At 62.1% G+C, this 26,556-nt stretch carries 26 protein-coding genes; 11 read left to right on the top strand and 15 right to left on the bottom strand.

Translation table 11 applies throughout. From position 1 onward, the window contains the following. The first annotated feature begins 197 nt into the window (after positions 1 to 197). Both ASD86_RS10250 and ASD86_RS10245 read left to right on the top strand, forming a co-directional pair. Positions 198 to 677: a carboxymuconolactone decarboxylase family protein gene (locus tag ASD86_RS10250; protein ID WP_056110036.1), complete on the top strand. Its 480-nt coding sequence runs from the start codon at positions 198 to 200 to the stop codon at positions 675 to 677. 71 nt (positions 678 to 748) lie between these two features. After that, positions 749 to 1,174: a cupin domain-containing protein gene (locus ASD86_RS10245; RefSeq protein WP_056110034.1), complete on the top strand. Its 426-nt coding sequence runs from the start codon at positions 749 to 751 to the stop codon at positions 1,172 to 1,174. Between the two features lie 380 nt (positions 1,175 to 1,554). Here the strand turns inward: ASD86_RS10245 and ASD86_RS10240 are convergent, their stop codons facing one another. After that, the gene (locus ASD86_RS10240) at positions 1,555 to 2,625 is read right to left on the bottom strand and encodes an alpha/beta hydrolase (protein WP_200957229.1); all 1,071 of its coding nucleotides are present in this window, start codon (positions 2,623 to 2,625) and stop codon (positions 1,555 to 1,557) included. Between the two features lie 416 nt (positions 2,626 to 3,041). Between ASD86_RS10240 and ASD86_RS10235 the strand changes: the two genes are divergently transcribed. Then, a complete protein-coding gene (locus tag ASD86_RS10235) occupies positions 3,042 to 3,866 on the top strand; it encodes an alpha/beta hydrolase (RefSeq protein ID WP_056110683.1) in 825 nt (274 codons plus the stop codon). A 122-nt stretch (positions 3,867 to 3,988) separates the two neighbouring features. On the opposite strand, the gene ASD86_RS10230 is transcribed toward ASD86_RS10235, so the two are convergent. Both ASD86_RS10230 and ASD86_RS10225 read right to left on the bottom strand, forming a co-directional pair. After that, complete coding sequence (locus ASD86_RS10230; RefSeq protein ID WP_056110031.1) at positions 3,989 to 4,615, bottom strand: response regulator transcription factor; 627 nt, start codon at positions 4,613 to 4,615, stop codon at positions 3,989 to 3,991. Beyond that, entirely contained in the window at positions 4,608 to 7,661 is a 3,054-nt protein-coding gene (locus ASD86_RS10225; RefSeq protein ID WP_056110029.1) for a sensor histidine kinase, read from the bottom strand. The genes ASD86_RS10230 and ASD86_RS10225 overlap by 8 nt, the downstream gene beginning before the upstream one ends. A 137-nt stretch (positions 7,662 to 7,798) precedes the next feature. Between ASD86_RS10225 and ASD86_RS10220 the strand changes: the two genes are divergently transcribed. Next, positions 7,799 to 8,194, top strand: coding sequence for a hypothetical protein (locus ASD86_RS10220; RefSeq protein ID WP_056110027.1), 396 nt, complete (start codon positions 7,799 to 7,801; stop codon positions 8,192 to 8,194). A 72-nt stretch (positions 8,195 to 8,266) separates the two neighbouring features. Further along, complete coding sequence (locus ASD86_RS10215) at positions 8,267 to 9,310, top strand: LysR family transcriptional regulator (RefSeq protein ID WP_082578235.1); 1,044 nt, start codon at positions 8,267 to 8,269, stop codon at positions 9,308 to 9,310. A 238-nt stretch (positions 9,311 to 9,548) separates the two neighbouring features. Here ASD86_RS10215 and ASD86_RS10210 read toward each other — a convergent pair whose 3' ends face one another. Next, entirely contained in the window at positions 9,549 to 10,304 is a 756-nt protein-coding gene (locus tag ASD86_RS10210) for an SDR family oxidoreductase (RefSeq protein ID WP_056110025.1), read from the bottom strand. Between the two features lie 243 nt (positions 10,305 to 10,547). Between ASD86_RS10210 and ASD86_RS10205 the strand changes: the two genes are divergently transcribed. Further along, a complete protein-coding gene (locus ASD86_RS10205; RefSeq protein ID WP_056110682.1) occupies positions 10,548 to 11,441 on the top strand; it encodes an AraC family transcriptional regulator in 894 nt (297 codons plus the stop codon). A 160-nt stretch (positions 11,442 to 11,601) separates the two neighbouring features. On the opposite strand, the gene ASD86_RS10200 is transcribed toward ASD86_RS10205, so the two are convergent. Next, entirely contained in the window at positions 11,602 to 12,081 is a 480-nt protein-coding gene (locus tag ASD86_RS10200) for an SRPBCC family protein (protein ID WP_056110023.1), read from the bottom strand. Positions 12,082 to 12,237: 156 nt separating this feature from the next. On the opposite strand from ASD86_RS10200, the gene ASD86_RS10195 reads away from it, so the two are divergent. Further along, positions 12,238 to 12,444 (top strand): hypothetical protein, encoded by a 207-nt coding sequence (locus ASD86_RS10195; RefSeq protein WP_056110022.1) that lies wholly within the window; start codon positions 12,238 to 12,240, stop codon positions 12,442 to 12,444. 313 nt (positions 12,445 to 12,757) lie between these two features. Here the strand turns inward: ASD86_RS10195 and ASD86_RS10190 are convergent, their stop codons facing one another. The 5 genes from ASD86_RS10190 to ASD86_RS26590 form a co-directional block, all read right to left on the bottom strand. After that, positions 12,758 to 13,306, bottom strand: coding sequence for a hypothetical protein (locus ASD86_RS10190; protein WP_157476434.1), 549 nt, complete (start codon positions 13,304 to 13,306; stop codon positions 12,758 to 12,760). Between the two features lie 589 nt (positions 13,307 to 13,895). Continuing rightward, entirely contained in the window at positions 13,896 to 14,549 is a 654-nt protein-coding gene (locus ASD86_RS10180) for a DUF4189 domain-containing protein (protein ID WP_157476432.1), read from the bottom strand. Between the two features lie 386 nt (positions 14,550 to 14,935). Next, positions 14,936 to 15,382 (bottom strand): hypothetical protein, encoded by a 447-nt coding sequence (locus tag ASD86_RS10175; RefSeq protein WP_157476430.1) that lies wholly within the window; start codon positions 15,380 to 15,382, stop codon positions 14,936 to 14,938. Between the two features lie 723 nt (positions 15,383 to 16,105). Further along, the gene (locus ASD86_RS10170; protein ID WP_157476428.1) at positions 16,106 to 16,471 is read right to left on the bottom strand and encodes a pentapeptide repeat-containing protein; all 366 of its coding nucleotides are present in this window, start codon (positions 16,469 to 16,471) and stop codon (positions 16,106 to 16,108) included. Between the two features lie 36 nt (positions 16,472 to 16,507). Beyond that, positions 16,508 to 16,759 carry a hypothetical protein gene (locus tag ASD86_RS26590; protein WP_157476426.1) on the bottom strand — a complete coding sequence of 84 codons (252 nt, stop codon included), beginning with the start codon at positions 16,757 to 16,759 and terminating at the stop codon, positions 16,508 to 16,510. A 505-nt stretch (positions 16,760 to 17,264) separates the two neighbouring features. Here ASD86_RS26590 and ASD86_RS10165 point away from each other — a divergent pair. The 3 genes from ASD86_RS10165 to ASD86_RS10155 all read left to right on the top strand — a co-directional run bounded on the left by ASD86_RS10165 (position 17,265) and on the right by ASD86_RS10155 (position 18,782). Continuing rightward, positions 17,265 to 17,681 carry a hypothetical protein gene (locus ASD86_RS10165; protein ID WP_056110008.1) on the top strand — a complete coding sequence of 139 codons (417 nt, stop codon included), beginning with the start codon at positions 17,265 to 17,267 and terminating at the stop codon, positions 17,679 to 17,681. Between the two features lie 200 nt (positions 17,682 to 17,881). Next, positions 17,882 to 18,172, top strand: coding sequence for a hypothetical protein (locus tag ASD86_RS10160; protein ID WP_056110006.1), 291 nt, complete (start codon positions 17,882 to 17,884; stop codon positions 18,170 to 18,172). A gap of 79 nt (positions 18,173 to 18,251) precedes the next feature. Further along, on the top strand, positions 18,252 to 18,782 hold the full coding sequence (locus ASD86_RS10155) for a hypothetical protein (protein ID WP_157476424.1): 531 nt from the start codon (positions 18,252 to 18,254) through the stop codon (positions 18,780 to 18,782). 355 nt (positions 18,783 to 19,137) lie between these two features. Here ASD86_RS10155 and ASD86_RS10150 read toward each other — a convergent pair whose 3' ends face one another. From ASD86_RS10150 to ASD86_RS10130, 5 genes are all read right to left on the bottom strand, one after another. After that, entirely contained in the window at positions 19,138 to 19,731 is a 594-nt protein-coding gene (locus tag ASD86_RS10150) for a hypothetical protein (protein ID WP_157476422.1), read from the bottom strand. A 100-nt stretch (positions 19,732 to 19,831) separates the two neighbouring features. Next, positions 19,832 to 21,535 carry a GAF domain-containing protein gene (locus ASD86_RS10145; RefSeq protein WP_056110001.1) on the bottom strand — a complete coding sequence of 568 codons (1,704 nt, stop codon included), beginning with the start codon at positions 21,533 to 21,535 and terminating at the stop codon, positions 19,832 to 19,834. Continuing rightward, positions 21,532 to 22,077, bottom strand: a complete 546-nt coding sequence (locus tag ASD86_RS10140) for a biliverdin-producing heme oxygenase (protein WP_157476420.1) — start codon at positions 22,075 to 22,077, stop codon at positions 21,532 to 21,534. The genes ASD86_RS10145 and ASD86_RS10140 overlap by 4 nt, the downstream gene beginning before the upstream one ends. Positions 22,078 to 22,734: 657 nt before the next feature. Further along, entirely contained in the window at positions 22,735 to 24,714 is a 1,980-nt protein-coding gene (locus tag ASD86_RS10135) for a hypothetical protein (protein ID WP_157476418.1), read from the bottom strand. A 248-nt stretch (positions 24,715 to 24,962) separates the two neighbouring features. Further along, entirely contained in the window at positions 24,963 to 25,391 is a 429-nt protein-coding gene (locus ASD86_RS10130; protein ID WP_056109995.1) for a hypothetical protein, read from the bottom strand. Positions 25,392 to 25,815: 424 nt separating this feature from the next. Here ASD86_RS10130 and ASD86_RS10125 point away from each other — a divergent pair, with 424 nt between their 5' ends. Then, complete coding sequence (locus ASD86_RS10125) at positions 25,816 to 26,382, top strand: hypothetical protein (protein WP_056109993.1); 567 nt, start codon at positions 25,816 to 25,818, stop codon at positions 26,380 to 26,382. Positions 26,383 to 26,556 lie beyond the last annotated feature (174 nt).

Genomic DNA, 26,556 nt, shown 5'->3' with positions numbered 1-26,556 from the left:
GGTCTTCAGGTGTCGTCACACACCGAGGCCAGAAAACGCGACCGAACCTGAGACGGCTCTCGATGCGTGCGTATTGGTGCATCGCACTCAACACCGCGCGTCCCTGGGACGATCTACACACGCCGCATCGCGCCGCCTAGTTTGAGCGCAGACCACGGGCACCCTGTCTTGCGGTCTCCTAACTGAAGGAGTTTGTCATGAGCCAACGCGTCGATTACCAGCAGCAATCCCCCGAGCTGTTCAAGAAGTTCGTCGAGTTCAACCTGCTGGCGAAGGATTCGGCCATCGAGGAGCCGATCCGCGATCTCGTTTCCATTCGCGCATCGCAAATCAACGGCTGCGCGTTCTGCCTGGACATGCACGTCAAGCAGGCCACCATTCACGGTGAGCGCCCGCTTCGCTTGCACCATCTTGCGTCCTGGCGCGAGTCGCAGTTGTTCATTCCCCGCGAACGCGCCGCGCTGGCCTGGACCGAAGCGTTGACCCAGCTGTCGCCGCTGGGCGTACCGGACGAAATCTACGACCGCGTGCGTACGCAGCTGTCGGAGAAAGAGATCTCGGACCTGACCTTCGTGGTGATGGCGATCAACGCCTGGAACCGCGTCAATGTCGGCTTCCGTACCGTGCCGGGCACCTACGACAAGGCGTTCGGGCTGGAAAAGGCCAAGCTGTCCTGAGATCGACCGTCGAATGCCCGCACGGCATTCGACGCCCCGTCCGCAACAACGGCCGCTATAGGAGTTACCCGATGCACATTCTCCGTTCTCTCAGCCTGCTCATCCTGCTGGGCTCGGGCGCCGCCATGGCTCACGGCCCGACGCACGGTCCTGCAGGCAGCGACGCGCCCCCCGCCGTCGTAGCCCATGTCATGACCCAGGCGCTCTCCGACTATCCCGGCAAGGAGGCAATGATGATCACGGTCGACTACCCGCCCGGTGGCGCCGATCCGGTGCATCGTCACGATGCTCACGCTTTCGTCTATGTGCTCGAGGGTTCGATCGTGATGGGCGTGGCGGGCGGCAAGGAAGTCACGCTGACGCCGGGCCAGAGCTTCTACGAAGGTCCCAACGACTTGCATACGGTCGGCCGAAACGCCAGCAAGGACAAGCCGGCGAAGTTTCTTGTGCTGCTTTTGAAGGATGCCGGCAAGCCGGTGGTCATCCCTGTACCTTGAACGGGTTGCGATGACGCTCGGCGAGCCAGCGCGCTCGCCGGGCGTCGTTCGCGTCGCAAGACCATGCATCCTGCTCCGAACAGATGTTCGCGCCTCAGCTTGACGGCGCGTGGGACGATAAACGTCGCGGACCGGCTAAATCGTGCAGCGATGCGGATAGGGTCAGCAGTTCGTGATCGCGCGAAATCCCATTGTGTTTTTTCGATCAGGCGTATCACGCGAGTGATCGATACCAGCCAGAACGTTGCCGGTAATCTCGAAGGTTCGCTTTGGCGACGATGTATCCGCAGTGGCAACCCTTCCGGTGACGCCTGCACAAACAGATCTGTAGGGATGCCGCCATTGACGGCTTGTCTCCCGATGGCATGCCGGCACCTCACTCAGCCGGTCGCGGCGACCAGATCCAGCACCGCTCGAACGAACGCCTCAGGCGCCTCCTGAGGCAGGTTATGACCTGCGCCAGGCACGATACGGTGCGCGAGCCGCTGGCTAAAGTGCTTGGCCTGCGCGCTACCGTCGGTGGCCGCGACGACGCCGTCGGCATCGCCGTCCAACGTGATCGTCGGCGCCGCGATCACCGGCAACGCCGCCAGGCGACGCTCAATATCGGCGTACCGCGCGATGCCATCGGCCGCGCCCAACCGGTGCCGGTAGGAGTGGATGACGACGTCGACGAAATCCGGATGATCGAACGCGCTCGCGCTGCGCTCGAAAGTCTGCTCGTCGAAGGCCCAGGTGGGTGAGTTGCGCTCCCACAGGATACGTGCGATGTCGCGTCGATTCTCGACGAGACCACGGCGCCCGCGCTCGCTCTGGAAGTAATGCTGGTACCACAGCCCCCACTCCACGCGCGCCGCCGCGGGCTGCGCGGCGGCGGCGATGTTCTGGATCAGATAGCCGTTCACCGACACCAATCCGCGACAGCGTTGCGGCCACAGCGCCGCGACCACGCAGGCCGCGCGGCCACCCCAGTCGTATCCGGCGAGAATTGCGTCGGGCATCTGCAGCGCATCCATCAGCGCGATCACGTCGGCGCCTATCGCGCCCTGCTGACCCGAGCGCGGCTCGGACGGGTCAACGAAGTGGGTGGCTCGGTGCCCACGCAGATAAGGCACCACCACCCGGCAGCCACGTGCGGCGAGCATCGGCGCGACGTCCTGGTAGCTGTGCACATCGTAGGGAAAGCCGTGCAGCAAAATCACCGGCGTGCCGTCGCGCGGGCCGAGGTCGTGATAAGCCACGTCCAGCGGCTCGGCACGTACATGCTGAAGAGGGCCCAATCCACGACCGGGCGTCGTGGCTTGCGCCGCATGTCCCGGCGTGGCGACCAAAGGACCGATCGACACGAGCACGCCGCGCGATGCAAAGCCAAACACCGCGCTCGTCATGATTTCCCTGCGTTTTTCGTCGATGCATTTTTCGTCAATGCGCTTGTCGTCGATGCGATTCATCGTGACGCTCCAACCGTGCGAAAGGTGGCAGCGTATGGCGCGTTGCATCGCGGCTGCTAGGTTCGATGCGGGCTCCATGATGTTTCCCGTTTGGAATCAATGTGCGGCCAGACGCGCCGCGCGTGCATTGATGCATCGAGGTCAACATCGTGCGGCCTCGCCCACGTCTACCGTCATTGAGGCGGGCTTTCTATCGTGCCCTCGTCGTTCCGCTCTCCCGAGGCATCGTGCTTATGCGCAAGTTCTTTTCCGTCAGGCGTGCCGGCCGAGCCATGGCCGACGTTCCGCCCTTCAACGCCCATCGCCGCCATCTGCTCGCATCGGGCCTGAGCGCCGCGGCGATCACCTTCATCCCCTTATCCGCCACCCGCGCCGCGATCCGCGGCACGCCCGCTACCTTCACGAGGAACAGCGACATGCAATCGATCACCACCAAAGACGGCACCGATATCTTCTACAAGGACTGGGGCTCCGGCCAGCCCGTCGTGTTCCATCACGGCTGGCCGCTTTCAAGCGACGACTGGGATACGCAGATGCTGTTCTTCCTCGCTCACGGCTACCGCGTGATCGCCCACGACCGACGTGGGCATGGCCGTTCCAGCCAGACAGCGAACGGCAACGACATGGATACCTATGCCGCCGATGTCGCGGCGTTGGCCGCGCATCTGGATCTGCGCGACGCCATCCACGTCGGCCACTCCACCGGCGGCGGCGAAGCGGCGCGTTACGTCGCCCGTCACGGCGCTGGCCGCGTCGCCAAGCTGGTATTGATCGGCGCGGTACCGCCATTGATGCTGAAGACCGACGCCAATCCGGGCGGCCTGCCGCGGGAGGTGTTCGACGGCATGCGCAAGAACCTGGCCGCCAGCCGCTCCAGTTTCTATTGGGACTTCCCGGTGCCTTTCTACGGATTCAATCGTCCCGGCCAGCCGCTGTCCGAGCCGCTGCGGATGAACTGGTGGCGCCAAGGCATGCAGGGCGGCGCCAAGGCGCAGTACGACTGCATCGAGGCGTTCTCGGAAACGGATTTCACCGAAGACCTCAAGCGCATCGATACGCCGACACTGGTGATGCACGGCGACGACGACCAGATCGTGCCGATCGCGGATTCGGCGATGCTCTCAAGCAAGTTGCTGCGCAACGCCACGCTGAAGGTCTACAAAGGCCTCCCGCATGGCATGTGCGCGACCCACGCCGACATCGTCAATCGCGATCTGCTCGCGTTCTTCCGCGGAACTTGAGCCTTCGGGCGGGTTTTCGCGGCGTCGATCATCGCTTGTCGCATGCGTCCGCGTGGCGCATGCGGCAGGTGCTTGCGCCGTGGCGGTCGGGCAATCACTCACGACAAAATCTGCGCGACGGGTCAAAGCTCGATAATGCCCCGTCGCGCCGCGACCGTAACCGCGTGAGTCCGGTCGGTGACGCCCAACTTCGAGAATATGCTCTTCAGATGACCTTTGACCGTCTCTTCCGACAAGCCGAGCTCCGCGGCCACTTGCTTGTTCGCCTTGCCGACAGACACCAGGCGAAGAACCGCGATTTCACGCTCGGTCAAGGCCTCGTCGACCACATGAAGCGCGATTTCGCCGGCGACATCGCGATGAACATGCCGCTGGCCACGGTGGACATCGTGAATCGCATCGATCAACTCGGTTCGCAAACTGCTCTTCAACAGATACCCGACCGCACCAGCCTTCAAGGCGCGAACCGCCTGCACATCGCCGGTGTAAGTCGTGAGCACGATGATCCTGGCGCCAGGATGTTCGCAGCGAAGCGCGACGATCGCATCGACACCGTTCATGCCCGGCATCTGCAGGTCCATGAGCGTCACATCCGGACGCAGCACGCGAAAGCGCTCGATGGCTTCGCTGCCGTTGCGTGCCTCGCCAACCATCGTCATGTCGGCCTGGTTCTCCAGGACGGCGGCGACGCCGGCGCGCAGCATGGGATGGTCGTCGACCACGAGCACGCGAATCTTGGGGTCACTCATCGGCCGAATTCCTTCGCAGCAAGCGGGAAAGCCAGGCTCGTCGACCAGACCTGCGTTTCGCTAACGCCAATTCGGTCGGCAAGGTCAATGCAACTTCGGTGCCCCCGCCGGGACCGCTGCTGATCGCGAGGGTGCCGCCGATTTTCTGCGCGCGTTCACGCATGCCGATCATGCCGAAATGGCCGTCCTTTTTACCATGCGCCAGGACGTTCTCGGGAACGCCGACGCCGTCATCTCGCACGTGTATGGCCAGATACTTCGCTTCGAAGCTGATCACGATCTCGACCGACGAAGCGCGCGCGTGATGGGCGATGTTGAACAGCGCTTCGCGCACGATCCTGGTGATTTCCGCGGCGACGGCCGGATGCAAGTCCTGCATCCTTCCCTCGGCGACGATGCGAACCAGGATCGGCGGATCGAACGGAATGGCGGCCACGAGTTGTTCGACGATCGTGCACAGGTCGCCGGCTTCTTCCTTGCCGCGCAAGTCATGCACGCGGTCGCGGGCCTCCATTACCACATCGTCGGCCGCCATCAGCGCCGCCTCGAGCTGCGCTCGCGACTTGTCTTCGTTCGGAATTCGATCCGCGACCGCCTGAAAACGCAGAATCAGGCCCTGAACGCCTTGCAGCAACGTGTCGTGAAGCTCGCGCGCGATCCGTTCCCGCTCCGCTATGCGATCCTCCAGACGGCTGCGGATGCGCTCGGCGATCTGCGCCACGCGCAGCTGATAAAGAAACCATAGCGAGGCAATGGTCAGCACCGCGCAGAGCAGAAGAAACCACACCGATTGAACGAAGGTAGGCGGGATCTCGAAGTCCAGCACCGCGCCGGTCGGGTTCCACACGCCATCGTTGTTGGCGGCGATCACGCGGAACTTGTACTTCCCTGGCGGCAGATTGGTGTAGAACGCTTGCCGCCGTATGCCCGGATCGATCCAGTCCCGGTCGAATCCTTCGAGCATATAGCGGGCACGTACCCGATCGGGATCGGCGAAACTCAGCGCCGCGAAGTCGATTTCTATATTGGCCGTCGCGGCCGGAAACTTCAGTCTCGTTGGATCTCGGTACACGCGGCCATCGCCATTTATCGACTTGATCGCGAGGATCGGCGGCAGCGCGTTGTGGACGACGCGCGCGGGGTCCATCCACAGCGTTCCGGTCTCGGTCGCGATCCACAGTCGCCCCTCGCCGCCGCGCACCATCGAGCGCTGTGAGTGCGAGTGAGGCCGGCTCACCAGGCCGTCGCCGAGCCCGAGCGACAGCATCGGCGCCGGAAGCGATTTGCTGGAAAAGGCGCGTTCCAGTTCTTGCGCTCCGATCCGGACCAGTGACTTCGGATAGGCAAGCCAGATGTCGCCTTGCGGCGTGCGCACGATCCCGTTGATACGGCTGTTCTGAAACGGCCCGGTGCTCCACGCGGTATCGACGCGTCCCGCGCGATACCGGGACAGGCCGAAGGCGCCGGCGGCGAATATCTGGTTGCCCGCGGAGTAAAGCGTGAGCACCTTGATCTGACTTGCTCCGAAGTCGAAGCGTGTGGATGTCTGCGCGGAGTCTTCAATCCAGACCAACCTGTTTCCCGATTGGACGACCACGCCACCTTGAGGCGTCCTGATCATCGTTGTCGGATAGAAATCGGCCTTGTTTCCGGGCTCCAGGATCGTTTCCCATTGCCCGCGCCGGTATCGATGCAGGCCGCTTCCGGCCGCGGAAATCCAATAATCGTTGTGCGCGTCAAAGGCGCAGTCATAGATCGTGTTGTGATTGGCGCCCTTGTCGGGACGTTCAATCCTCTGGCGAACGCCGCCGCTCGCCCAGACGAGAATATGGGTTGGGAAACCAATCCAGATCGCGCCATCGGGTGCTTCGCACAGGCTCTCGGGTTCGACCACATCGCGCAGGATCGGCTCCGGCGCGCCGCCGGGTCTGACCCGATACACGGTTCGCGCTTGACCGATATAGACGCTTCCATCGGACGCATCCAGAAGTTTGTCGCCGAAGGCGGCGGGCGATGTCAGCGCGGGTTCGGCGATCAACGTGGCGGGACGGAATTTGTCCAGGCCGGCCTCGGTGCCGACCCAGATGTTGCCTTCGCGGTCTTCCAGCACCTGGCTTGTCACGTCCGAGGACAATCCATCGCGGCTGGTGAAGGATTCCGCCTCGGTGCCGCCACTGCCGGCAGTAGCGCTGGGCGACGCAAGACGCTTCACGCCGTTGTAGCGTGTGGCGATCCAAAGATTTCCCTCTCGATCGAACAGCGGTCCGCCCCGAATCTCCAGGTTGCCGGTGCGATAAGGCGTACGCAACGAGACGGGGGAGCCTCGCCCACCCGGCCCTGTGATGGGGCGGCTTCCCTCTCGCTCGGAGAGCCATATGCGACCAGCCGAGTCTTGAGACAACTTGGCGCGGGGCGTGTGCTGGTGAATTTCGAACCGCTCGCCCCCTGGCGGCAAACGTGCGATCGCGGTGCTGCACGCGATCCAGACCGCGCCATCGGCCGCCACTAGCATGTTTGCGGAATTGCTTTTCGGAAGGCCATCGGCCGCATTGAAGGTTCGCCAATGTCCGTTATGAAAACGAAGCACCTCGGCATCGTAATTGGCCGTCAGCGCCCATATCGCGCCATCCGCCCCTTCCGCCATCGCGGCGATTCGACTGGGAGCCGCCGGCTCATCCAGAATTTTCAATGCACCGCGACGGTAGACCGCGAAGCGCCGCGAGGTCTCGAAGTTGGTCCAGACCTCGCCGCTCCTCGTCACCAACAGCGCGCTCGGCAGGCCGTGTTTTTGGCCGCCGTCTTCGGCGTTTATCGGTTCAAAGCGACTGCCGTCGAATCGAAACAACCCTTCACCCGTCGCGAGCCACAGGAAACCGTCGCGCCCTTGCGCCATCGCGACCACGGGTGTCGGCGCCTGGCTTCTTTCGATCAAGCGCTGGTGCGAGTAATCGGCAAGACGGCGTGGCTCCGCCGCGCAGGTCGCCGCGGGCAGGACCGTCGATGCGATAACCAGCAGGATTCTCAGTAGCCACACGTTCGCGCTCATCCGTTTCTGGGCTTCGGCCGACGCGCCGCTTCGCAGTTTGCCGCCTGAAGCTGAACATCCTACCCCCCGATAGAGGGGGCGCGGCATCCCCCCGATCGGGGCTTAGCGACGGGGAGGTCGGGCGATATCGTTGGCCGATGACCAGGTACGCTTCCCGTTACCCCGATGGCGCCGTCGGGATTGCCTTGCTGTTGCTTCGCATCTGCTATGCATTTGTTGCCTTTGGCGTCTCGGCGGCGTTGACGGCGATTCCGTCGGGCGCCGGCTATCTGCTTCCGGCCGCGGCGCTGATCGCAGTGTTCTTGGTGATCGGCTTTGCAACCCGGTGGGTCGCCGTGCTTCTCGCCATGGCGGTGGTCGTTGTCCTGGCGATGTCCGGTCCGGCGCAACAGTTGCTCCTTGCCGGTCATGTCGGCGGCTGCGCGACGATCGCGTTGATGGGCGCCGGCGCCTTCTCCATCGACGCTCGTCGCCACGGACGCCGCGTCATTCAACTGCAAACGAACGTCCCGGATCGAGGGGCCGGCGACTGACCTGTCCTGGGCTGCCGTATCCCCGGTGTGGCGGGCAACCTCGGCGGACCGCGCTGACATTACGAGGGCATCATGTCGACTATCACGCAAACCAAGGATTCGGTCGATCATCGCGATCGCCTGACGTCCAGCTTGTCGGCCAGCTATGCCGGCGTGGTCGCATTCATTGCCGTGGCCAACGAAGGCAGCTTCTCCAAAGCGGCCGACCGGCTGGGCATCGGCCGTTCCGCGGTAAGTCGCAGCGTACAGAAACTGGAAGGGCAGCTCGGCGCACGCCTGTTTCTGCGCACGACGCGCAGCACCACCATCACCCGCGAAGGCGAGCTGTTTTACGAAAATTGCCGCCCTGGGGTCGAGCGGATCCTGCAAGCCATGGAGGAAATGCGCGACTTGCGCGAGGGACCGCCGCAGGGACAGCTGAAGATCAGCGCTCCTCACGGATTCGGTCGCAAAGTCGTCGCGCCGCTGCTGGCGGAGTTCCGCGCGCGTTATCCGACCGTGGCGCTGGAGCTGCTATTGGAGGAGCGCGCGGTTGATCTGGTAACCGACCGGATCGATGTCGCCTTTCGCGATGGCCGCCTGGAAGACAGCCAAGTTATCGCCAAGCAACTGATCCCGATGCGGATGCAGGTTTGCGCATCGCCCGATTACGCTCGTCGGCGCGGCCTGCCGGGCTCCATCGACGATTTAGCCGCGCACGCCTGCGTCAACCAACGCCTGCCGAGCGGCCGTTTGCAATCGTGGGACTTCAAGGTTGACGGCCATGCGCGCAGCATCACCCCGAGCGCGGACATCGTCGTCAACGATCCGTCGTTGGTGATGCAGACGGTGCTCGACGGCCAAGGACTGGCCCAGCTGGCGGCGTACCAGGTCTGCGACGCATTGCGCGCCGGCGCGCTGGTGACCTGCCTCGCCCACGTCGCCCCCGATGACCGCGGACATTACCTGTGCTATCTCAGTCGTCAGCAGTTGCCCAAGCGGATCCGGGCGTTCATCGACTTCATGACCACCCGGATACGCGCCCTGGATCTCGACTACTCCCTCATGGAACGAGGCGCAACAAGCGATTCCGCACTGATTCCGGCGCTCGTTAACGAGATTGGCGTTGCGGCCTGAGCGGGAGAAACCGGAGTCCGACGTGCGTGAGCCCGTCGCGGCGACACGATAACGAACCCCATGTAACAACGAGCGGCAGCGTTCGCGCCGAAGCGGACGCAGCGACGTCGCACGAAGATCATCCGCAAGCGCCCTCTCGCCAACCTCAAGGCGCCTGGCTCAAGGATCCTGCGTCAGCGCTATCGCTTGCGCCACGCACTCAACCGGACAACGCAGGGCTGCCTGCAGTGCGGCGAGCTCAGATGACTTGGCCGCCGGAGACCTCGATGCGCTGAGCGGTGATCCAGCGGTTGTCTGGTCCCAGCAGGCTGGCGATCATCGGGCCGATGTCATCGGGTACGCCGACCCGACCCAGAGCGGTCATGCCGGCAAACTGCTGGTTGAGCTCAGGCATGTCGCGTACCGCACCGCCCAAAAAGTCAGTCTCGATCGCGCCCGGCGCCACGGTGTTGACGGTAATGCCGCGGCTGGCCAGTTCCTTGGCCATGCAAACGCTGAGAGTCTCGACCGCGCCCTTGACGGTGGAGTAGGCGGAGAAGCCGGGACTGGTCACCCGAGTGAGGCCGGAAGACAAGTTGATGATGCGCCCTGCATCGGCCAGTAGCGGCAGCAGCGCCTGGGTCAGGAAGAACACGCCTTTGACGTGGACATTGAACAAGGCGTCGAACTGCGCTTCGGTCGTCTCGGCGAAAGCCGCCACGTGGCCATGGCCCGCGTTGTTGACCAAGTGGTCAAAGGTATCGCGACCCCAGACATCCTTGAGCATCGCGTCGACGCTCGCGGTGAAGCCAGCGAAGGTCGAGACGTCACTGACATTCAATGGCAGCGCGACCGCCTTACGGCCCAGAGTCTGGATCTCGTTGACGACCTCGCGCGCTTCGGCTTCTCCGCTGCGGAAGGTCAGGATTACATCGCCGCCGCGACGCGCAATGCTGAGTGCGGTGTTGCGGCCCAGGCCGCGGCTGGCACCGGTGACGATCGAAATGGTGGACATGTGGGCTCCCGTGAAGTGGTGTCGATCCGACAAGGGCAGTGTCTGGCCAGGGCCCGGGAGCCGGTTGCCGGTTCCTGTGATCTTTTTGCCTATTTCTGCGGCCAAGGTGGCGGCCGTCGGAGGCTGAATCTGGATTCTCGTACGACATGGAAGCCAATCGCCGCGAGTAATTGCGTCCGGTAGTTCTTGCCTGATCCTCCGTTCACGGTTGCGTCCCGGGCCGCCCCGGACTACCGTCCGCGCATGGACGAAACCCTGCTCACCGCCGTGCGTCGCCATGCCGAGTTTCACTCCGACGCGCACGGCGTCGCGGACACCCCAATCGCGGGACTGGCGACGATTCGCGCCACCCACGTCAGCGAACTCCAATACGCCATCTCACGTCCGTTGATCGCGCTTGTCGTACAAGGTAGCAAGCGCGTGATGATGGGCAATCGCACATTTGATTTCGGAGCCGGTGACTCGCTGCTCATCACTGCCGATGTGCCCACGGTGAGCCAGATCACCCGAGCCAACGTCAGCACACCGTACTACTCGCTGGTGTTTGAGCTGGACCCGGCGATCATCGAAGCGCTCGCGCTTGAGATGGATATTGCACGGGAAGCGATCGGCGCTCCGGTTAGGGTAGAGCCAACCGAAAGCGAAGTCGCCAATGCCGCGCTGCGCCTGATGCGCCTGCTCGATCGCCCCGCGGCTGTTCCCGTTCTGAAAGCGCAGTTGATGCGGGAGATGCACTTCTGGCTCATGACCGGCCGCCACGGCCCGGCGATCCGCAACTTGGGAATGACCGAGGGCAGCGCCCATCGCGTGGCCCGGGCGGTAGCGATCATCCGATCCGACTATGCGCGCCCTCTGCGGATCGAACACCTTGCCGAGGCCGCAGGCATGAGCCCATCCACTTTCCATCAGCACTTTCGCTCTGTTACCACCTTGTCTCCCCTGCAGTTCCAAAAACAACTGCGCTTGATCGAGGCGCGGAGAATGATGCTGTCGGAGGGCGCGTCGGCCAGCAATGCCGCTTACGCCGTGGGTTACGAAAGCGTTCCGCAATTCACTCGCGAATACGGCCGCATGTTCGGAGCTTCCCCGGTGCGCGACATCAAGATCGCTCAAGCCAAGGTCTACGCTTGCGCTTGAACAAAAATCCGCAGGTGCATCGCTGGGGTTCTGTAAACATGCTCGACTCACGCGAAAGCCGAAGCCGCTTCGCGGCTCGGCGCCGAAAGGGACGGGGCATCGCGTTTGTACGTGTAGCCCCTGAATCGGCGCACGAGCGCACTACGTTGGCAGCTGATGCCTACGTACCTTCCAGGTAGTGTGCTTTCTGCGCCGGATAGTAGTCGTCGAATGATGGGGACGGCTTGCCTTCGCGAGCAGCAACCAGCATGTCCAGGTAGTACTCCCAGCCCGGGCCTACATCTCCAGCCAATTTCCGATCACTCAGGGGCTGCACGAAGCGCAGCTCCGTTGCGCTTCCAACCTGTGACAACGTCAGCTCGATCCGCCAATCGCCGTAATCATCCTTCATCGTGACAACCAAGCGACGCGGCGCTTCGCATGCTTCGATCTTGACGTTGGACCACGGCTGGCCTTTTTCATGAATCAGTTGCAGCCGTATGACGTTGCCAGGGCCAGCTTCGCCTTCCCAACCTCCGAACCAGAGCGCGGTCTTCTCGGGCTTCGTTACGCTTGCCCAAACGTCATGGACGGTCGCTTGAAATAAGCGCGTGATAATCAAATCGTTGCCATGAAGGTGGCCGGTGGGCTTGGGGCTCATCTTGTCTCCTCGTTGCCATGGAGTTGAAAGATCGATTGGAGTGCTGCTAAATGGCAGTGGGGTCTTCTCGCGGACAAATCCCCTTTTTGTAGCTGATCTTGCCGAAGCCGCTTCGCGGCTCGGCTCAATCGTGCATTGAGCGAAAGGAAGAGAGCAATGGCACTGATGGATATCTTTGAGATCGGGGATGTGTTCTTGTCGTGGCGATTCTATGTCGGCATTGCCGTCACCGCCGCGCTATGCTGGCTCGTTTTCACCAACATCTCGAATGAGACTGTGGCGTGGTTCATCGCAACGCCTCTTGGCATCGCGGGATTGGGCTTGAGCTTCTGGTGGCAAGTACGGGCGGACTTCGGTAAGTGATCAACGGCCTCGTTTTCGTTGCGGCCAGCAGATTGCTCGGTTCAACCGTCTGACATGCGACTGATGCGCGAGTACACGCTAAAACGCAGTCGACACGTGCGGCAGTCGCTGCCTTCAAGGCGCTCGGTGTCTGCAGGCGGCGCGGCGCGGCTGGTGGGCCGCCTGCCGCTGCCGCTGGCGCTGGAATTGCCGCGACGCGCGCCAGCGCAATGACTGCGGTAACCCTAAGTCGCGCTGGTCGCCGCCAAGGTCGACTACGATCGCGGCGAACGCGAAGCCTGCGAACGGCGGTTGAAGGAGCGGTGCCGAGGCGTTACGAGCCTGTGTATTTCCGCTCGCCCCGGTACCAAGCTCCATCGGGCCTGAGATGCCAATTCGGTGTTTGCACGGACCCCAAGGCACCGGGCCCGCTGCGGGTATCGTCGATGAAGCTGATCCGATCGATATTCACCGTTCGGTCCTCATCGTAAGTGCTGTTGTGCAGCACGAGCGTGCGCTTATCCCAGTTGATGCTCTTCAACACTCCCTGCTCGATCGTCGGGTTGGTCGAGCTGCCATGCCTGCCCCAGATCATCAGGTACTTGCCGATCGGATATTGCTTGAGATCAGCGTCGAACGTGGGTGGATTCTTTGGAGCAGCACCAAACTTGCTGATGGTGTCGACGTCGCCGAACTTGCACTCGACAAGGTCCTCGCGTTCGACTTTTCCGTCGAACCCGATGTAGACAGCGACTCGAATAACGAAGCAGTCTCGCGCCAGATCGATTTTCGACAGATAGCCTTGCAGCGTCTGTCCGTTCGTCTTCAGGATCACCACGGCATCATTCTGGGCAAAGCCCTTGACCATCTCATTCTTGTCCACGTTGTGTCTCCGTCGCTCATGGATGCAAGCCGGCAATGAGCGCGTTGTAGTCGGGCTCAAGCGGGCGTCCTAGTATATTTTTCATGTCGCCGGCAACGGCCGGAGCCATCAAAAGCATCAAGCAACATTCTTGTCGATTACGCCGCAATGCTAGACGACAGCGCCACTTCCATTTGGGACTCGCGCCGCGTTCCGAGAATTGAGCGTCGGCGTGTTCCGAATTACGATCTCCCGCTGTTTCCAGGCGAGCTTGCCGCGCAGGTATCCAGCGGCGTCTATCTCGTCTTTCGGAATGCACCGCGAATGCGGCTTGTCCGACTTGCTCGCTAGCGACAATTCCATTTCGCTTCAACACAGCATGGTCTTATCCGCCGCTTCGTCCGCGTTGATCAGCGAGCATGTGGACTCGCGAGACCGCATGGTCGTGCTCGTCTCCCTTACCTCCTGGCAGACATTGAATTCGACCGTCTGTCGTTTGAACTGAAGCGGGCCGCGACGAAACGGCTGTCCTCTCCACCTGCCTCGCCGGCCGCGCACCGCCTGCCGACCTGCGAGCGACTTGGTAGCGAACCGAAGGTGATCGGCAACACTAATCCTTCGTGCTGAAATCCTTGGCGCAGTCGGCCCAACCAGGCGCGCATTGCGCCGACTCCGCCATGCATAGCGCTTGGCTGGCGCGCTGGGCATCAATCTTGCTTGCGCCACGACCGACATAAGTGCGTCCACCGTACAGGGCGCCGGCAGCCGTCGCGGCATCCGTCGTGCGGGCGCCGGCCACGCCGGTTCCGATCATGAACGCCGCACATTCATTGTGATAATTGGCAATGATCTTGCAGTTCTTGCCGCCACCCTTTTCCTCGCATCGATCAAGCGCGGCGCGTTCGGCGCTACGTTTGCTTATGTGCTCGACCGTCGCGACCCCGTCCTGCGATGGAAGCTGCCAGCGCAAATCGTTGCTGTGGCCGATCGCGCCCGTGTCGGGCGCATAGGCAAAGGCGCCGTAGGCCTTGAGCACAAAGTCGCGAGGCGGTGGCGGCGGCGACGGGATGGCGGGCGTCGCCGGCCCAGGCTGGTTCTGCGGCCAAGCGTTGGGCGGGATACAGCCGGGATTATTGGGAATGCCCGCGGGGCATTGCGCCATCGCGGTATTTCCGCAGTGCAAGGCGATAATTCCGGTCAACGTCAGGGTGCGCGCCAGTGTCCAGCCGTTCCGCCTGCGGCTCATCCGATCATCGAATCTCACTGTATATCCTGGGTCTGTTCTGGCGAATCGAGGGCGGCGCCGCGCGTGTTCGAAGGACGATGCCGCGAGGGCCGGCAGGTATCTGGCATTACGAAAGCTCTAGATGCGATTTGATGGACTTCAGATCGCGCTGAGCTGCGTTGGTGCTCGTCTGAACTGGTGGCCGTCCACATGACACGGAATCACTCGCCGGCTATGCCCAGTTCCAGTTGCCGACGATAGGGCGGCGACGCAAGCGGACAGATGCCAGTCGAAAATACTGCGGGGCTCACGTCTATCTCCAGGCGCAAGGTAGCGAGCAAGATTGCCCGTTCAACCATGTACGCTCGACTGCCTACGGTGAATGGCGCACTTACCGCGGATCGCAATCGAAACATCGACCAGGTTCAGTCGCGCTGCGGCGCTGGCTTAAGGAACACAGCATTCAAAGCGATCAGGACGGCCAATGTCAGCAGCATGAGCGTCTTCGGGGTGGTAATGCCGTACATGGAATAACGAAGGAACTGAGCGAACAGGAACAGTCCCCACAATGCCGTAAAGCTGCGGGCAACCAAGCAGGCCAGAGAGTTCGTAACCCAAAAACGCACAGCCAACGCCAACAGGAACGGCCATGCCATGAACAGTACGCCGCCGAAGCTGCCCTGGTTTCTGCCGGAGAACGAAAGGACGACCGATACCGCAAGGCCCGCCAGGTTCCAGGCGATGAGCCACCGCTCAAAAAAATCGCCTACAGACATTTTGCGGTGACGTCGCGGGTTGATGGGTCGAGCAGAAGCCGGACGATCCGGACGCACGGGATCAGGCAGGCCATTCGAATTATAGGGATCGCTCATGGCGGAGTCGCAGTTTTATATTTGAATCAATTTTAACGACAAAGATCGCACAACATGCACGTATCGGAAACAACAGATCATGCAACCTGACCTGCTGCCGGGTGCTCGCAATCAGCGGAGGCAACGAACAGCGCGCGATTCCCAGCGACCGCCGACCTGGGTCGACTATGGCTACCGAAGCGACACGCAATGCATAGGGTGACCAATGCGGATGCGAAAAGAGGTCGCCCTTAAGACGCCGGGCGCTCGTCCCACGGTCAGGTGGACTTTACTTACACACGTAGCAGAGTTCGCAATCGAGGCGCCGAGTCGTGCACAGGTTGCGCCGAACCGGTGCGCGGCCTTGGCAAGGCGCGCTGGGTGTAGCCGCGAGTCCGTGCGAGAAACAGAGGTCCGGAATCAGGGATCAGGGTGCACTTTCAAGGACGCGCCCCTGAAACGCGGCAGCTATCGAAATACCAAGCCGATGCCGCTTCGCGGCTCGGTCGTCGGGTTGCTGTCCCGTCGTCCGAATACCGGTTTTGAGATAACCGGAAGGTAAGGCCGAACGCCCCACTTGTTCCAAGGGCGATGCAGGACTGCTCTGGCACAGGGGCTTCATAACAGTAGTCTCCGCGTCGGAAGCTACATCTTGGTCAAAGCCAATCGACCATCGATCAAATGATCTTGCCCCAGCCAAATCAAAGTTGAGTGAGCTGGCGCCAATGATCGAGAGCTTCTTTTCTATTCTTCATCCAATCCGTCGACAAATACGGCATGCGGCGCCATCGCCGAAGCCAGTTGCTCATCATTCGGCCTGACGCCCACAAACCGCGCATGGGCCCAAGCTGCGTTGCCGATCTTCGCATCGGTGAAAGAACAATTCACGAAATGGGTACGGAGCCAAGATGCGTCTACCAAATTGGCCGCATCGAAGCGGCAATCCGTGAATCGCACTTCGGCGGCGCGCGTGTGGGACAGGTCCGCGCCGGTGAAGTCGCAAGCGATGAATTCGCCGGCCAGCGAGGAATGCGACAGTTTGGCGCGGTGGAACCTGCAGCGCACGAATGACTTGCCGCAGTTGGTCTCCATCGCGACGCGGTCGAACAAGCAGTCGACCCAGGTCGCCTGTCCCAACTGACCACGTCATGCATCGGTGGCGCCGGTCAGGTCCACGCGTTCGAAAGTGCGATAGGCCGGGATCTCGCCCAACGGCAGGCAACGGAAGTCCAGTCGTCCTTCATGCTCGCCAAACGGCGATACCAGCGGAAACGGTGGCGGCCTGCCCTGATAAGCCGCCACCGGGTCCATGCGCTTGAACGCCCGGTCTGCCGCCTGCAACGCGCCCTGCGCCTCCCAGCGCGCGCACAACGCGGCGAGTTCTTTTCTTGAGTCCACGGCGCGCTACCCGCTCAGGAAGGAAGCGCCGAAGTTTACAGTGGCGAGTTCCCGCATGGGTAGAACAGGGATCAGAGTGGACTTTCAAATGCCTGACCCCGAAGCTATATCGGGCGAACTACCAAGCCGAGGCCGCTTCGCGGCTCGACCCGAGCGTAAGCCGTCATAACCAATAGCCTTCAGATGAATAACCTTGCCCATGTCGGCTGATCTCCGTAACCCGCTGCCGGATACCGAGCCACGTCAGTGCGAAAATCCAGACCTCAGACGCATTGAAGGGAATTGAGTCGAAAGCGAGAGTAAAAGTGGACTCTCATGCCTGCTCCTATTCCGCCATAGCGGACAAAGCATTCGACCCAAACCGGTTCGCCGCTCAGCCTAGGCCGACGAGGTCGTCTGCGGAATTCGATGGACCCAACGCGTCTGAGATCTAGCCAGCCTCTGACTCACACCAGGACGTCGCGCCGCTAGCGCTATCCATCACGACAGGTCCAACATCCATTCTATGTTTAGCCAACTCGATGTCGAACTAAATAAAGACGCCAACCTAGGCTATTGGTCCGAGCTAGGAATCAATGATTGCGTCGATATCCTGCGCGCCTTCAAGGCACGGGACTGGATCGAACTCGAAGGCGCGACAGCCAGCCGATCGACGGACTGGCTCGTCCGATGCGCCGAAGCATTAGGCGATATACCGACGAAGGACTCGCTCGACTGGCTGATGAAGACTGCGGTAGGCCACGGCAACGAGGTAGCGGAGGCGGCGCTGGAATCGATTAATTCCATCATATTCAACGACCCACTCATCCACGCCCATAAGCCGACTCTGATCGCATGGATCGAGGGCCTTCGCCCAACGGCTACTCGTCCTTATCTACTTGCACTGGCCGCCCTGGAGGCTAATTTAAAGCAGCGAGGCTGAGCTGCCTTGATCCTAGAGCCTTGGCCGAACAAAACTGCATGCGGTTCCAGGCGCCTGCCTCTATGCTCAACCCGGGCCTAGGAAAAGGTAGAACAGGGGTCAGAGTGGACTTTCAAAGTCACCGATGAGGCGTTATAGCTTTCAATGTACCGGACCGAGGCCGCTTCGCGGCTCGGCTCATTCATTAGCTGGGGCGCCAAATGTTTGAGATCGTAGTTTCCTGCGCGGGCGTCTCCGAACAAGTTGCCTTAGCTGGCGTCAGCGATATTTTGGCGGAGTTCGCCGAGCGGCCTTGGCATTCGACTGTGAGCTGTCACTGGAATGGCAGCCGCATCTTGTTGCAGGCACGCAACGACTACGACTCGACGGGGCTCGCGCTCCTTGATGAGTTCTCCGATGCCATTTGCGCTTGTTTGCCCATCGAGGATTCAACTATCAGCTTCACGGTGGAGTCCGTGCTGACAGTGCCGGATGCGATATCCGATCCTTAGTTCATGCCGAAGCCGCTTCGCTGCTCGGCAACGCACCTCATATATTGCTTCCCAAAAAATTCGGCCCGCACGAATACGCATGATTAAATCTACATTCCGGTTGCCGATATTGCTTGTGACAAGCGTTGTCGCCGGTTGCATGCACGCGCCTGCACATCTGCGAGAAGCGAGCCCTTCGGCCGGCCCCGAAGAATCGTCATTCAGCGACGGGCTGTTGGCGCGGTCTTTGCAGCTCGACGACGAGATGCTTGGCAAAGCGGATCGAGCGCTCGATGCGTTCAACGCGTTGCAGATACCCGGATCTTCCAGTCTTGTCTGGCTCGATGAGAGCCGCTCCATGTTCGCGGTGCGCGAGGGATTTGGTTTTCCCTTATGTCAGTACGAGGCAGTGACAGGGACGTCGGACCGTGGAGACGGCGGGAACAGAGTGCTGATCGCCTTGGCGGACTCATCCGTCTCCGCCAGAGGCGAACGGGGCTACCTTCAAGCCCTTCCGAGCTACGAACGCGCAAGTATCGGGGAATGCGGCATCGTGGTCACTCCAGTCACCCGCGTTGACGGAGCTTGGCTGGTGTTCGTGGTCGGATCACGATCCTCTCACGTGCCCTGAAGTGCTCGACAAATAGATTCTCCAGCCGAGCCGCTTCGCGGCTCGGCCCCGTTGGCCGGGGATCGCCGGAAAGAATCTTGCGGGACGAACCTTGTTTGCATGCGTCGCCGCTACTAAAAGAGATCGGAAGATTGAAAGGCGTAGCTTTCTCCTTGATGCTCTGGAGTTTCGCCTGTGCTACTCCCGGCGCGGGCCGCGAACCGGCTTCGGCCGAGAAGAGTTCTTCGATTATCGTGCTTGGTCTTGGTCGAGTTGAGATCGGCCGCCAGTGTTCCGGCAAGAATCCGGACTCATCCGAATCGACGAAGCGATTGCGTTAGCCCCGGCGATAAAGCGCCCGCACCAACATACCCGACTATTTTTCCGAACCGCTTTTCCAGCCAGCGGCACGCAATGCGTCCAAAGCCGCGTTCGAGGCGATGCGGCTCGTTTCCCGGAAGGGGGCCGGCTCGCCTGATTCATTCTCGTAGCCGGTCACCCGGCATTCGTCCACTTCCGCTGATCGGTTTGGGGCCGAGACGTCGGAGGATGCTACCGCGATGACCTCCGGTTGCCGGTACTCGTCCCTCGTCCCAAACTGGGGTCGCAAATCGCCCCAAGCTTTTCCTACCAATTTCCCGCGAAGTTTGAAGGTGATTTCCACTTTGCCTCTCGGGGTCGGCATGAACTGCGACTCCGAAACCGCCAGGACGCTCGCATTGGTTCCGCGCACACCGCCGTAGTGCTGACTGTCGCAGAAGAGCACCTCGATCAGGACTGGGCCGGGCTCGGTCGCCCTGTGCTCTTCCGCTCCACCGCAAGCTGTCAGGACGGCGCTACAAGCAGCCATGGCAAGCCAATGCCACACAGACATATCGTTCTTCCAATATTTATTCGTGGACGATATCCAAATGGAGCACCCATCGCCAGCGGATGAGCAGCTTGCGGTTGCACGGCTGAAGTATTCCATGCCATGTCTTCTCGACGAGCATTGTCGTCAATTCGATCCTGGGCGATGAGCTGATTCGACTCAGACTCAACCAGCGCGCCCGACAGGATCGCTATTGCCATCACCCCGTCGCCTGTTGATGGTCGGACTGCGCCGACGCCGTCAACAGCGATTCCATTTCGGTGAGCAGATCGTTGAAGCGCTGGCGTTGCTCGACGCCCAGATGATCTCCCGCATCGCCCAGCAGATTGGCCATTCGGTTGAGGCGGCGGCGGTGACCGTAGACGTCCAGCCGGACCAGGCGGCCGGCGGGGTCGACGCGCGGACTGATCGCGTCTTCGTCGGCATGCATGGCGCGAAGCAACAGCAAACGCATGCGCTCGACCCGCTCGATATCCTCGTCGCTCCAGGGCTCGGACGTGCCGCGCACGGTTTCGCTCCATTCCTCGAAGCTGGTGCGCGGGCCGATCGTCAGGCTGCCCGCATCGAGCTGATAGGCATCGGACGGCGATCCGGCCCAGCGGACGTATTCGACTTGCTCGTGACGGAACAGCAACAACCATCCCAGCGATCCGCCATTCAACGCAATCGCGAACAATCCGGCGGGGCCGTCTTCTACCGAAGTCCAATCGTCGCGCTCGACGGTGCCTTCCGCCGCATGCGACGCGTGAGACCGAGCCCACTCCAGGGCTTGTTCGATCGTGCGTTCGTCCAGAACCGCGCCGCCTTGCACGACCTGGCCCTTGGCGACCAGGGCGAAACTGTCCGCAGGCAACGCGCCCAGCACGTCCGCCGACTCGCGGCGCAGTATCTCCAGCGGCGAGGACGAGTCCGACAACAACCGCTCCAGGCGATCGCGATGCATGCGGGCCTGCGCTTCTCTGGTTCCGATCTGCTTGAGGTTGCGCGTGCTCAACAGCAGGGACACATAGCGGCCGAACACGTCCGCGGCGATGCGTTGCCGGGCGCTGACCGGCTTGGGCTGATGGTGGTGGCAGGCGATCAGACCCCACAGGCGCCCATCGACGATGATGGAGATGGACATGGACGCGTTGACGCCCATGTTACGCAGGTAGTGCAGGTGGATCGGCGATACGCTGCGCAGCACGTCGAAACTCATGTCCAGCGGCGTGGCGCTTTGCGCGGTCGCGACCGGGACCGGCGTGTATCCAACGTCGGGGATCACGCGCACGCGGTTGGACAGATACAGGGCGCGCGCCTGCGGCGGAATGTCCGATGCCGGAAAACGCAGACCCATGTAAGAGCTCAGCTGGCCACCCAAGGCCTCGGCCACCACTTCGCCGGAATGGTCGTGACGGAACACGTAAACCATCACCCGGTCGTAGCCGGTCAGTTCATGCACCTGTTCGGCCACCGCCTGAAAAAACGGCGCCGACTTTTCTCCGCTTTCGAGCTTGGCGATCATCGCGTGCGCGTCGACCGGCTCTTCCCGTTCGCGCACGACCGGCTCCAGCTCGATATGGATCAGTTGGTTCCACACGTGCACGGACAGATGATGCAGCTCGCCCCATTCGCCGGCGTTGATGACGCCGGCCAGCCGCGGGAAATCGCCCGGCTGGGACGCCATCGCATGCGATTGGATGAGGTGCATCGCGTGGGCGTCGAACAATTCCCCGATCGGCTGCCCAAGCAGCGCCTCGCCCGTCGTTCCGAACAGGCCCTCGGCATTTGTCGACGCCGCCACGATCCGGCCGCTGCGCGGTGCGTACGCCAGCAGGACGCCATGCGGCTGAATCGCGCCGCTCAAATGGATGGGCTCTTTCGCGCAGGCGTCGTAGGCGGCTTGAAGTTTGGGGTCGGTCATGCGGTCTCCTCGCAAGTCAGGGCTTGCTCCACCAGCGCAAACGCATGCCGAGCGCCGGCTTGCGCGTCGCTGCGCATCGATCCGTCCACGCTTGCCAGCGCCATCAGGAAGCGCGGCCAGCGATCGCTCCGCTGCGCATGGTGCTGCAAGAATTCCAGTGGAATGCCCGGATCGTTCTCGCGCATGCGAGCGGCATCGCGCAACAGAAGGCGCGCGCCCAACGCCGAGCCTTCCAGGACGTAATTCGCTCCCATCCACCACGTCGGCGACGGCAAGCGCGTATCAGTGCAATCGATGGATGCATCGAGTTTTCTGAGGTCGTCGCGCAGAAATTTCAAGCGTTGCCGATCGAACCACATCGCCCACGACTCTCGCGCCGCGGCGTCGGAGGGGGCGTGCGCCAACGCCTCGACGAGGCGGTGCATGCCGAGAAGGTAACGTGTGTATATGCGGCGGTCCGCGAGGCCGTTGGCCATCAACGCATCCACGCGCTCGTGTTGCTCAGCGGTTGCCGCTTTTAATCCGAGATGGAGTTTGTCCAAGCAGATTCGTTCGAGGCGAAAGCGTGCAAGTTTACTTAATTCACTTTCGCGCGCCAGGGCCGTCGAATATTGCGTTCATTTTATGAATTATTCATTTTATTTAAACCGTCGCCGCGCGCTGAAAATTCATCCGCCCGCGATAAATCACGTCGCGTTCAAGCGTCATCGTATGGGTCGACGGGTTATTCGCCAGACTTTGCAAACGGCGTTGCCGTGCGATGCGACTGGCGAAAACCGTAGTCAGTGCGCATGTTCGAAACCCCTTTTAGTGCAATGCCATCGAAGCACCAAGCCGACGCCGCTTCGCGGCTCAACTCGAGCGCCGTGGTTGACGATGGGATTTGACGAACTCGCTACCACCGGGCTCGAAATTCCATGCATGCGAGGGAATATTCCGCGATGGAATCGTTCGCTCCACATGCGCCGCCGGCATGCCCTGAAGGTTTCCGCCGCAGATAGGTCGCCGCGATCATGCGCGACAACTTCACAGAACGATGCGGCTCGAAGCCAAGCCGATGTTCCGCGCCGGTTTCGACGATGCCCAGGTCGAACGCATGGCATCGTCGAAGCCGGCTTCCAACCGCGGTCCGCGAATCTGGCGGCGGTCGTCCTGCACCGCCGCTCGCTTGCGGCCTGCGCCATCGGCATTAACGTGTTTCATGCGCGCCGGATCGTAGGCGCGGTCTCGGCTTGCGCGACCTGCGTATTCTGATCCGCGGGGTTGGGCGTCGCTTGCTCTTTGGCGCGCCTGTCGTGTTCGGCGATGGTGGCCGAGGCGCCTTCGCGCAATTGTCCGCCGTCGGCCGCCGCCAGCGCGGCCAGATCCTGGCGATAGGCCCCGCGGTCACCGTTGCGCATGGCCGCGCTCAGGCGGTCGACCGCATCCAGCTCGGCCAACCGCGCCGGCGCTTCGATCCCGCGAGTCGCGGCATCCGCGCTCTTGCCGCGCGCCATATTCCGATCCCTGTCGATGCCGCTCATTTCCTGGTCGTAGGCCTTGCCGAACGTATCCGAGGTGAGCCCGGCCTGATTGCGCTTGTTGGCCAGGTCCTCGACCAGGCCGGCGTAGTAGCGGTTCAACGCACCGGCGATCTCCACGTTGGGCGCATTGGGGTTGTTGACGAAGGCATGGCTCAGCGTGTCGATCGCGCGCTTGGTGGCCTCCTCGCCGATCTCCTGGACTACGCCGCCGCCGGGCAGTACGCCCAGGCCTTTGCCGACCAAGTCCATGAAGCCCTTGCGCGATTCCTCGTTGGCCTGGATCTCGTCTTTATAGGCATCCCAGGCCATCAACGCGCCGCCGGTGACGGCCGCGCCCAACCGCGCCAGCTTGGTCAGCTCGCGCTCCTGTTCGCGCGACGGCCCGTCCTGTCCGACCCGGTCGGACACATCGGCGCCAGCGATGCGGTCGGCGGCCGCCTGCTTGAGCACATCGCCGACCGCGCTGGGCAAGTCCTTGGAGACCGTGGTTCCGTCGGCGCCCTTGACCTGGACTGTCATGTCCTTGCCATCGGGGTTGTACAGCGTCTGGCTGAGGAATTTGGCCAGCGGCGTGGTGCTGCCCGGCACCGTGGTGTAGGCATCGATCAGTTCGGGACCGTGCTTCGCGAACAAGGTGGCCGCCGCCTCGAGCGCCTGGCGCTTCATCTGGCTGGCCTCGGGCTCGTCCATCTTCGCGTACGGCGCCTGCTCGTTGAACGCGACCAGGGCCTCGAAGGCTTGGCGCCGCTCTTCAGGCGTGCCCAGCTTGCCCTCGCCCAATTTCGGATCGGACATGTAGGCGATCGTCGCGACCGCCGCGGCATTGCCATAGTCCGGCTCGCTTCTGTTCTGCCACAACGCGTCGGCGTATTTCTCCACGCCGCTGCCCGGGCCGCCACCGCCTTCCTGCAACAGCGACAGCAAGCGCTGTTGGCCGTTCGGGCCGCCGCCGGCGGCGATCTTCCGCAGGTCGTCCGAGTCGACCGATGGGTCGCGTATCGCCACATCCAGCGCCTTGCCGACGTTGTTGCGATCGATCCGGATCTGCTCGTCGCTCCTGAAATCGATGAAGGATTTCTCGGGCGGGAACAGTATCCCCGGTTCTTTACGCGCCAAGTCCTTCACCAGTTGCACGCGTTCGTCCTGCGTGAAGCTGTCGTTGGTGATCGCCGAGACGATATCGGTGCGGGCGAGATCGAATAGCAGCTGCTCGCGGCTGTCGTACCCGTGCGGCAGGTAACCTGGCGGAAACGAGGGTTGGCGGGGATCGGCCATGATTGATTGCTCCATCGAAAGGGAACCGCGCCGCCGGATGAGCCGATGGGAACCGGCCAGGAAGCCCGCGGTCTCGCGGGCGCCGTGCGAATTCCGTTCGCGCATGCGATGCCTCGAGCGGATCGATGAAACGGTAGCTAGGTCCGCTATCGTCCGGCGCCTTTCTGCGAGGCTAGTTACAACGCGAAGGCTTGTCCACCTGGGAAAATCCCTGGGTGTAGAAAATGATGAATCATCCGTGCATGGCCACGAGCTTGAACGCAAAGCTCGATGTTGCGGTACGAACGCAACGTCGCATCCTGTCGTGTCGTGTCGTGTCGTGTCGTGTCGATTGCCGATAGTCGGCCGCGCGTCATGCGCCGAGGAAGACAGCATCGCCATGACGCCAGCAACACCTCATGCGCAAGTCAACCATCGCACGGTTCAGTCGGAAAAGCGGGCTCTGCGCACTTTCGCAGGCCCGCCTCCTAGAGGCCATGCCGTCGAAACACCAAGCCGAGGCCGTCTCGCGGCCCGGCCCGGCGCTCGGAGGTTTGACCCGATCCGAGCGCGCTTCTACGCGATCGCGCTGCACGCGATCCCTTTTAACGCGAGGTTCGCGTGCAGCTTGCCGATGCGTCGACGATCGATCAGTTGTATCCGTCGTTGTAGAACGCGGTCGCCTGCGCGTTCGTGCTCGCACCGGTGTCCAGATCGGTAATCGTCACCCGCAGCGTGGCTTCGCCATCATTGCGGGTTTCGGTGCTGATCGACTTGCGGCAAGAGCTTTGATTGCCGCAGCCGGCCGGTACCGTGTTGGTTTCCATGTCGCGCCAGGCATAGGAATAGTTACCCGTGCCCAGGCCCACGACCTGGAAATACGCACCGGTTGGATTCAGCGCCGTGCCCGGGGTCCACGTCGAGAAGCAGGTATAGGCTTCGGGAACGTCCAGCGCGAAGGTATCGACGTAACAGGTAAGCACCGCATTGCTCAGGTCGCCCGCCCGCGCCGGCTGTCCGGGCGCCATGGCCAGCACCGAAAGCATCGCACCCAGGGCCCACATCTTGTTGGCTTGCATACTCACCCTCCATTGGTCTGAATGACGCGGGTCGCGATTGACCCGCGCGAGTTAGGAAGCGACTGTTCTCAGCGGCTTCCCGCGCGAGTCTAGAAGGCCCACGCCTTGCGGATACGCCGGCGCGCACATGCTCGCGCCGGACTGTGATGGGACAGGCAATTTCGTTGGCACGCCGTGTCGTTCCCGATGCTTCGCTGCGATGCAGCACATCGAAACGCAGCTGCGCGGGATCTGGAGGCCGTCTATCCCCGCCATGAGGAATGCGCTATTCAGGCCAAACCGCTTGGCAAGAACGCGGGTCAAATCAGCCTTGCAAAGGCCTGCCGCCGTAAGGCTCGCCATAGCGGATAGAGTATTCAAACCGAAGCCGCTCGCGGCTCGGCATAACTCAGGCCCAGGCCACGCGCGCAGGGAGCCGACGTAGATGTTCTGGCGCGATCTGACAAAGCTGATCGTTGTTGCGATCTTCCTTGCCGCGTGTCTTTACATGCTGGCGGACGTCATCGGCTTCAGCTCGCCCTGGCTTGGTTTGCTGATGATGTTCAACTTCATGGGCTTGGCGAAAGTGGCCGAACCGCTGTTCGTTCTGCGCATGCCTCGCGCGCTGCGAACGGTTGATCCATCGACGCTGAATAGTCGCCTGTATCGTTGGCTGGGCGTGCGCGGTTTCGGCGACCTTCTGCGCAACACGCCGCTTCGGTACCTCAACAACTCGGTCTATCGTCTGGGCGGCAGGCACAGCCTCGCGAAACTGCAACGTCAAGCGGAGTCCGCCGAGGCGACCCACTTCTGGGCCGCGATACTGTTCACTCCATACATCGCCTACGTCGGCTCGCGTGGGTTCGTTGTGGAGTGCGCCGTGTTCACTGCCGCGCAGATCGTGTTCAACGTGTACCCGATCTTGCACCTGCGCATCGTTCGCGCACGGCTTGGCAGGGTTGCGCGATTTGACGGCTTGCGGAAGAGTGGCTTGGGAACGGGCGCAGCCTGAAACTTCGTTAGAACCGAAGCTACGTGACGGCCCGCAAACGCGGCTCAACCCTGCTCTTCAATCGCGCTGCTTCGCTTAACGCACGCAGTTATCGCCCGATGTTCGGACCACCCACTTCGCTTGTGAGAAGCGCCGTCCGGCCATTGGTGTCGCGCGCTTGCACCGTCCGCGATC

Source organism: Lysobacter sp. Root690 (assembly GCF_001427785.1).
In the GTDB taxonomy this organism is placed as follows: Bacteria; Pseudomonadota; Gammaproteobacteria; order Xanthomonadales; family Xanthomonadaceae; genus Lysobacter.
Note: the sequence above shows the minus strand (reverse complement) of the source record. Positions and strands in the feature narration are given on the sequence as shown.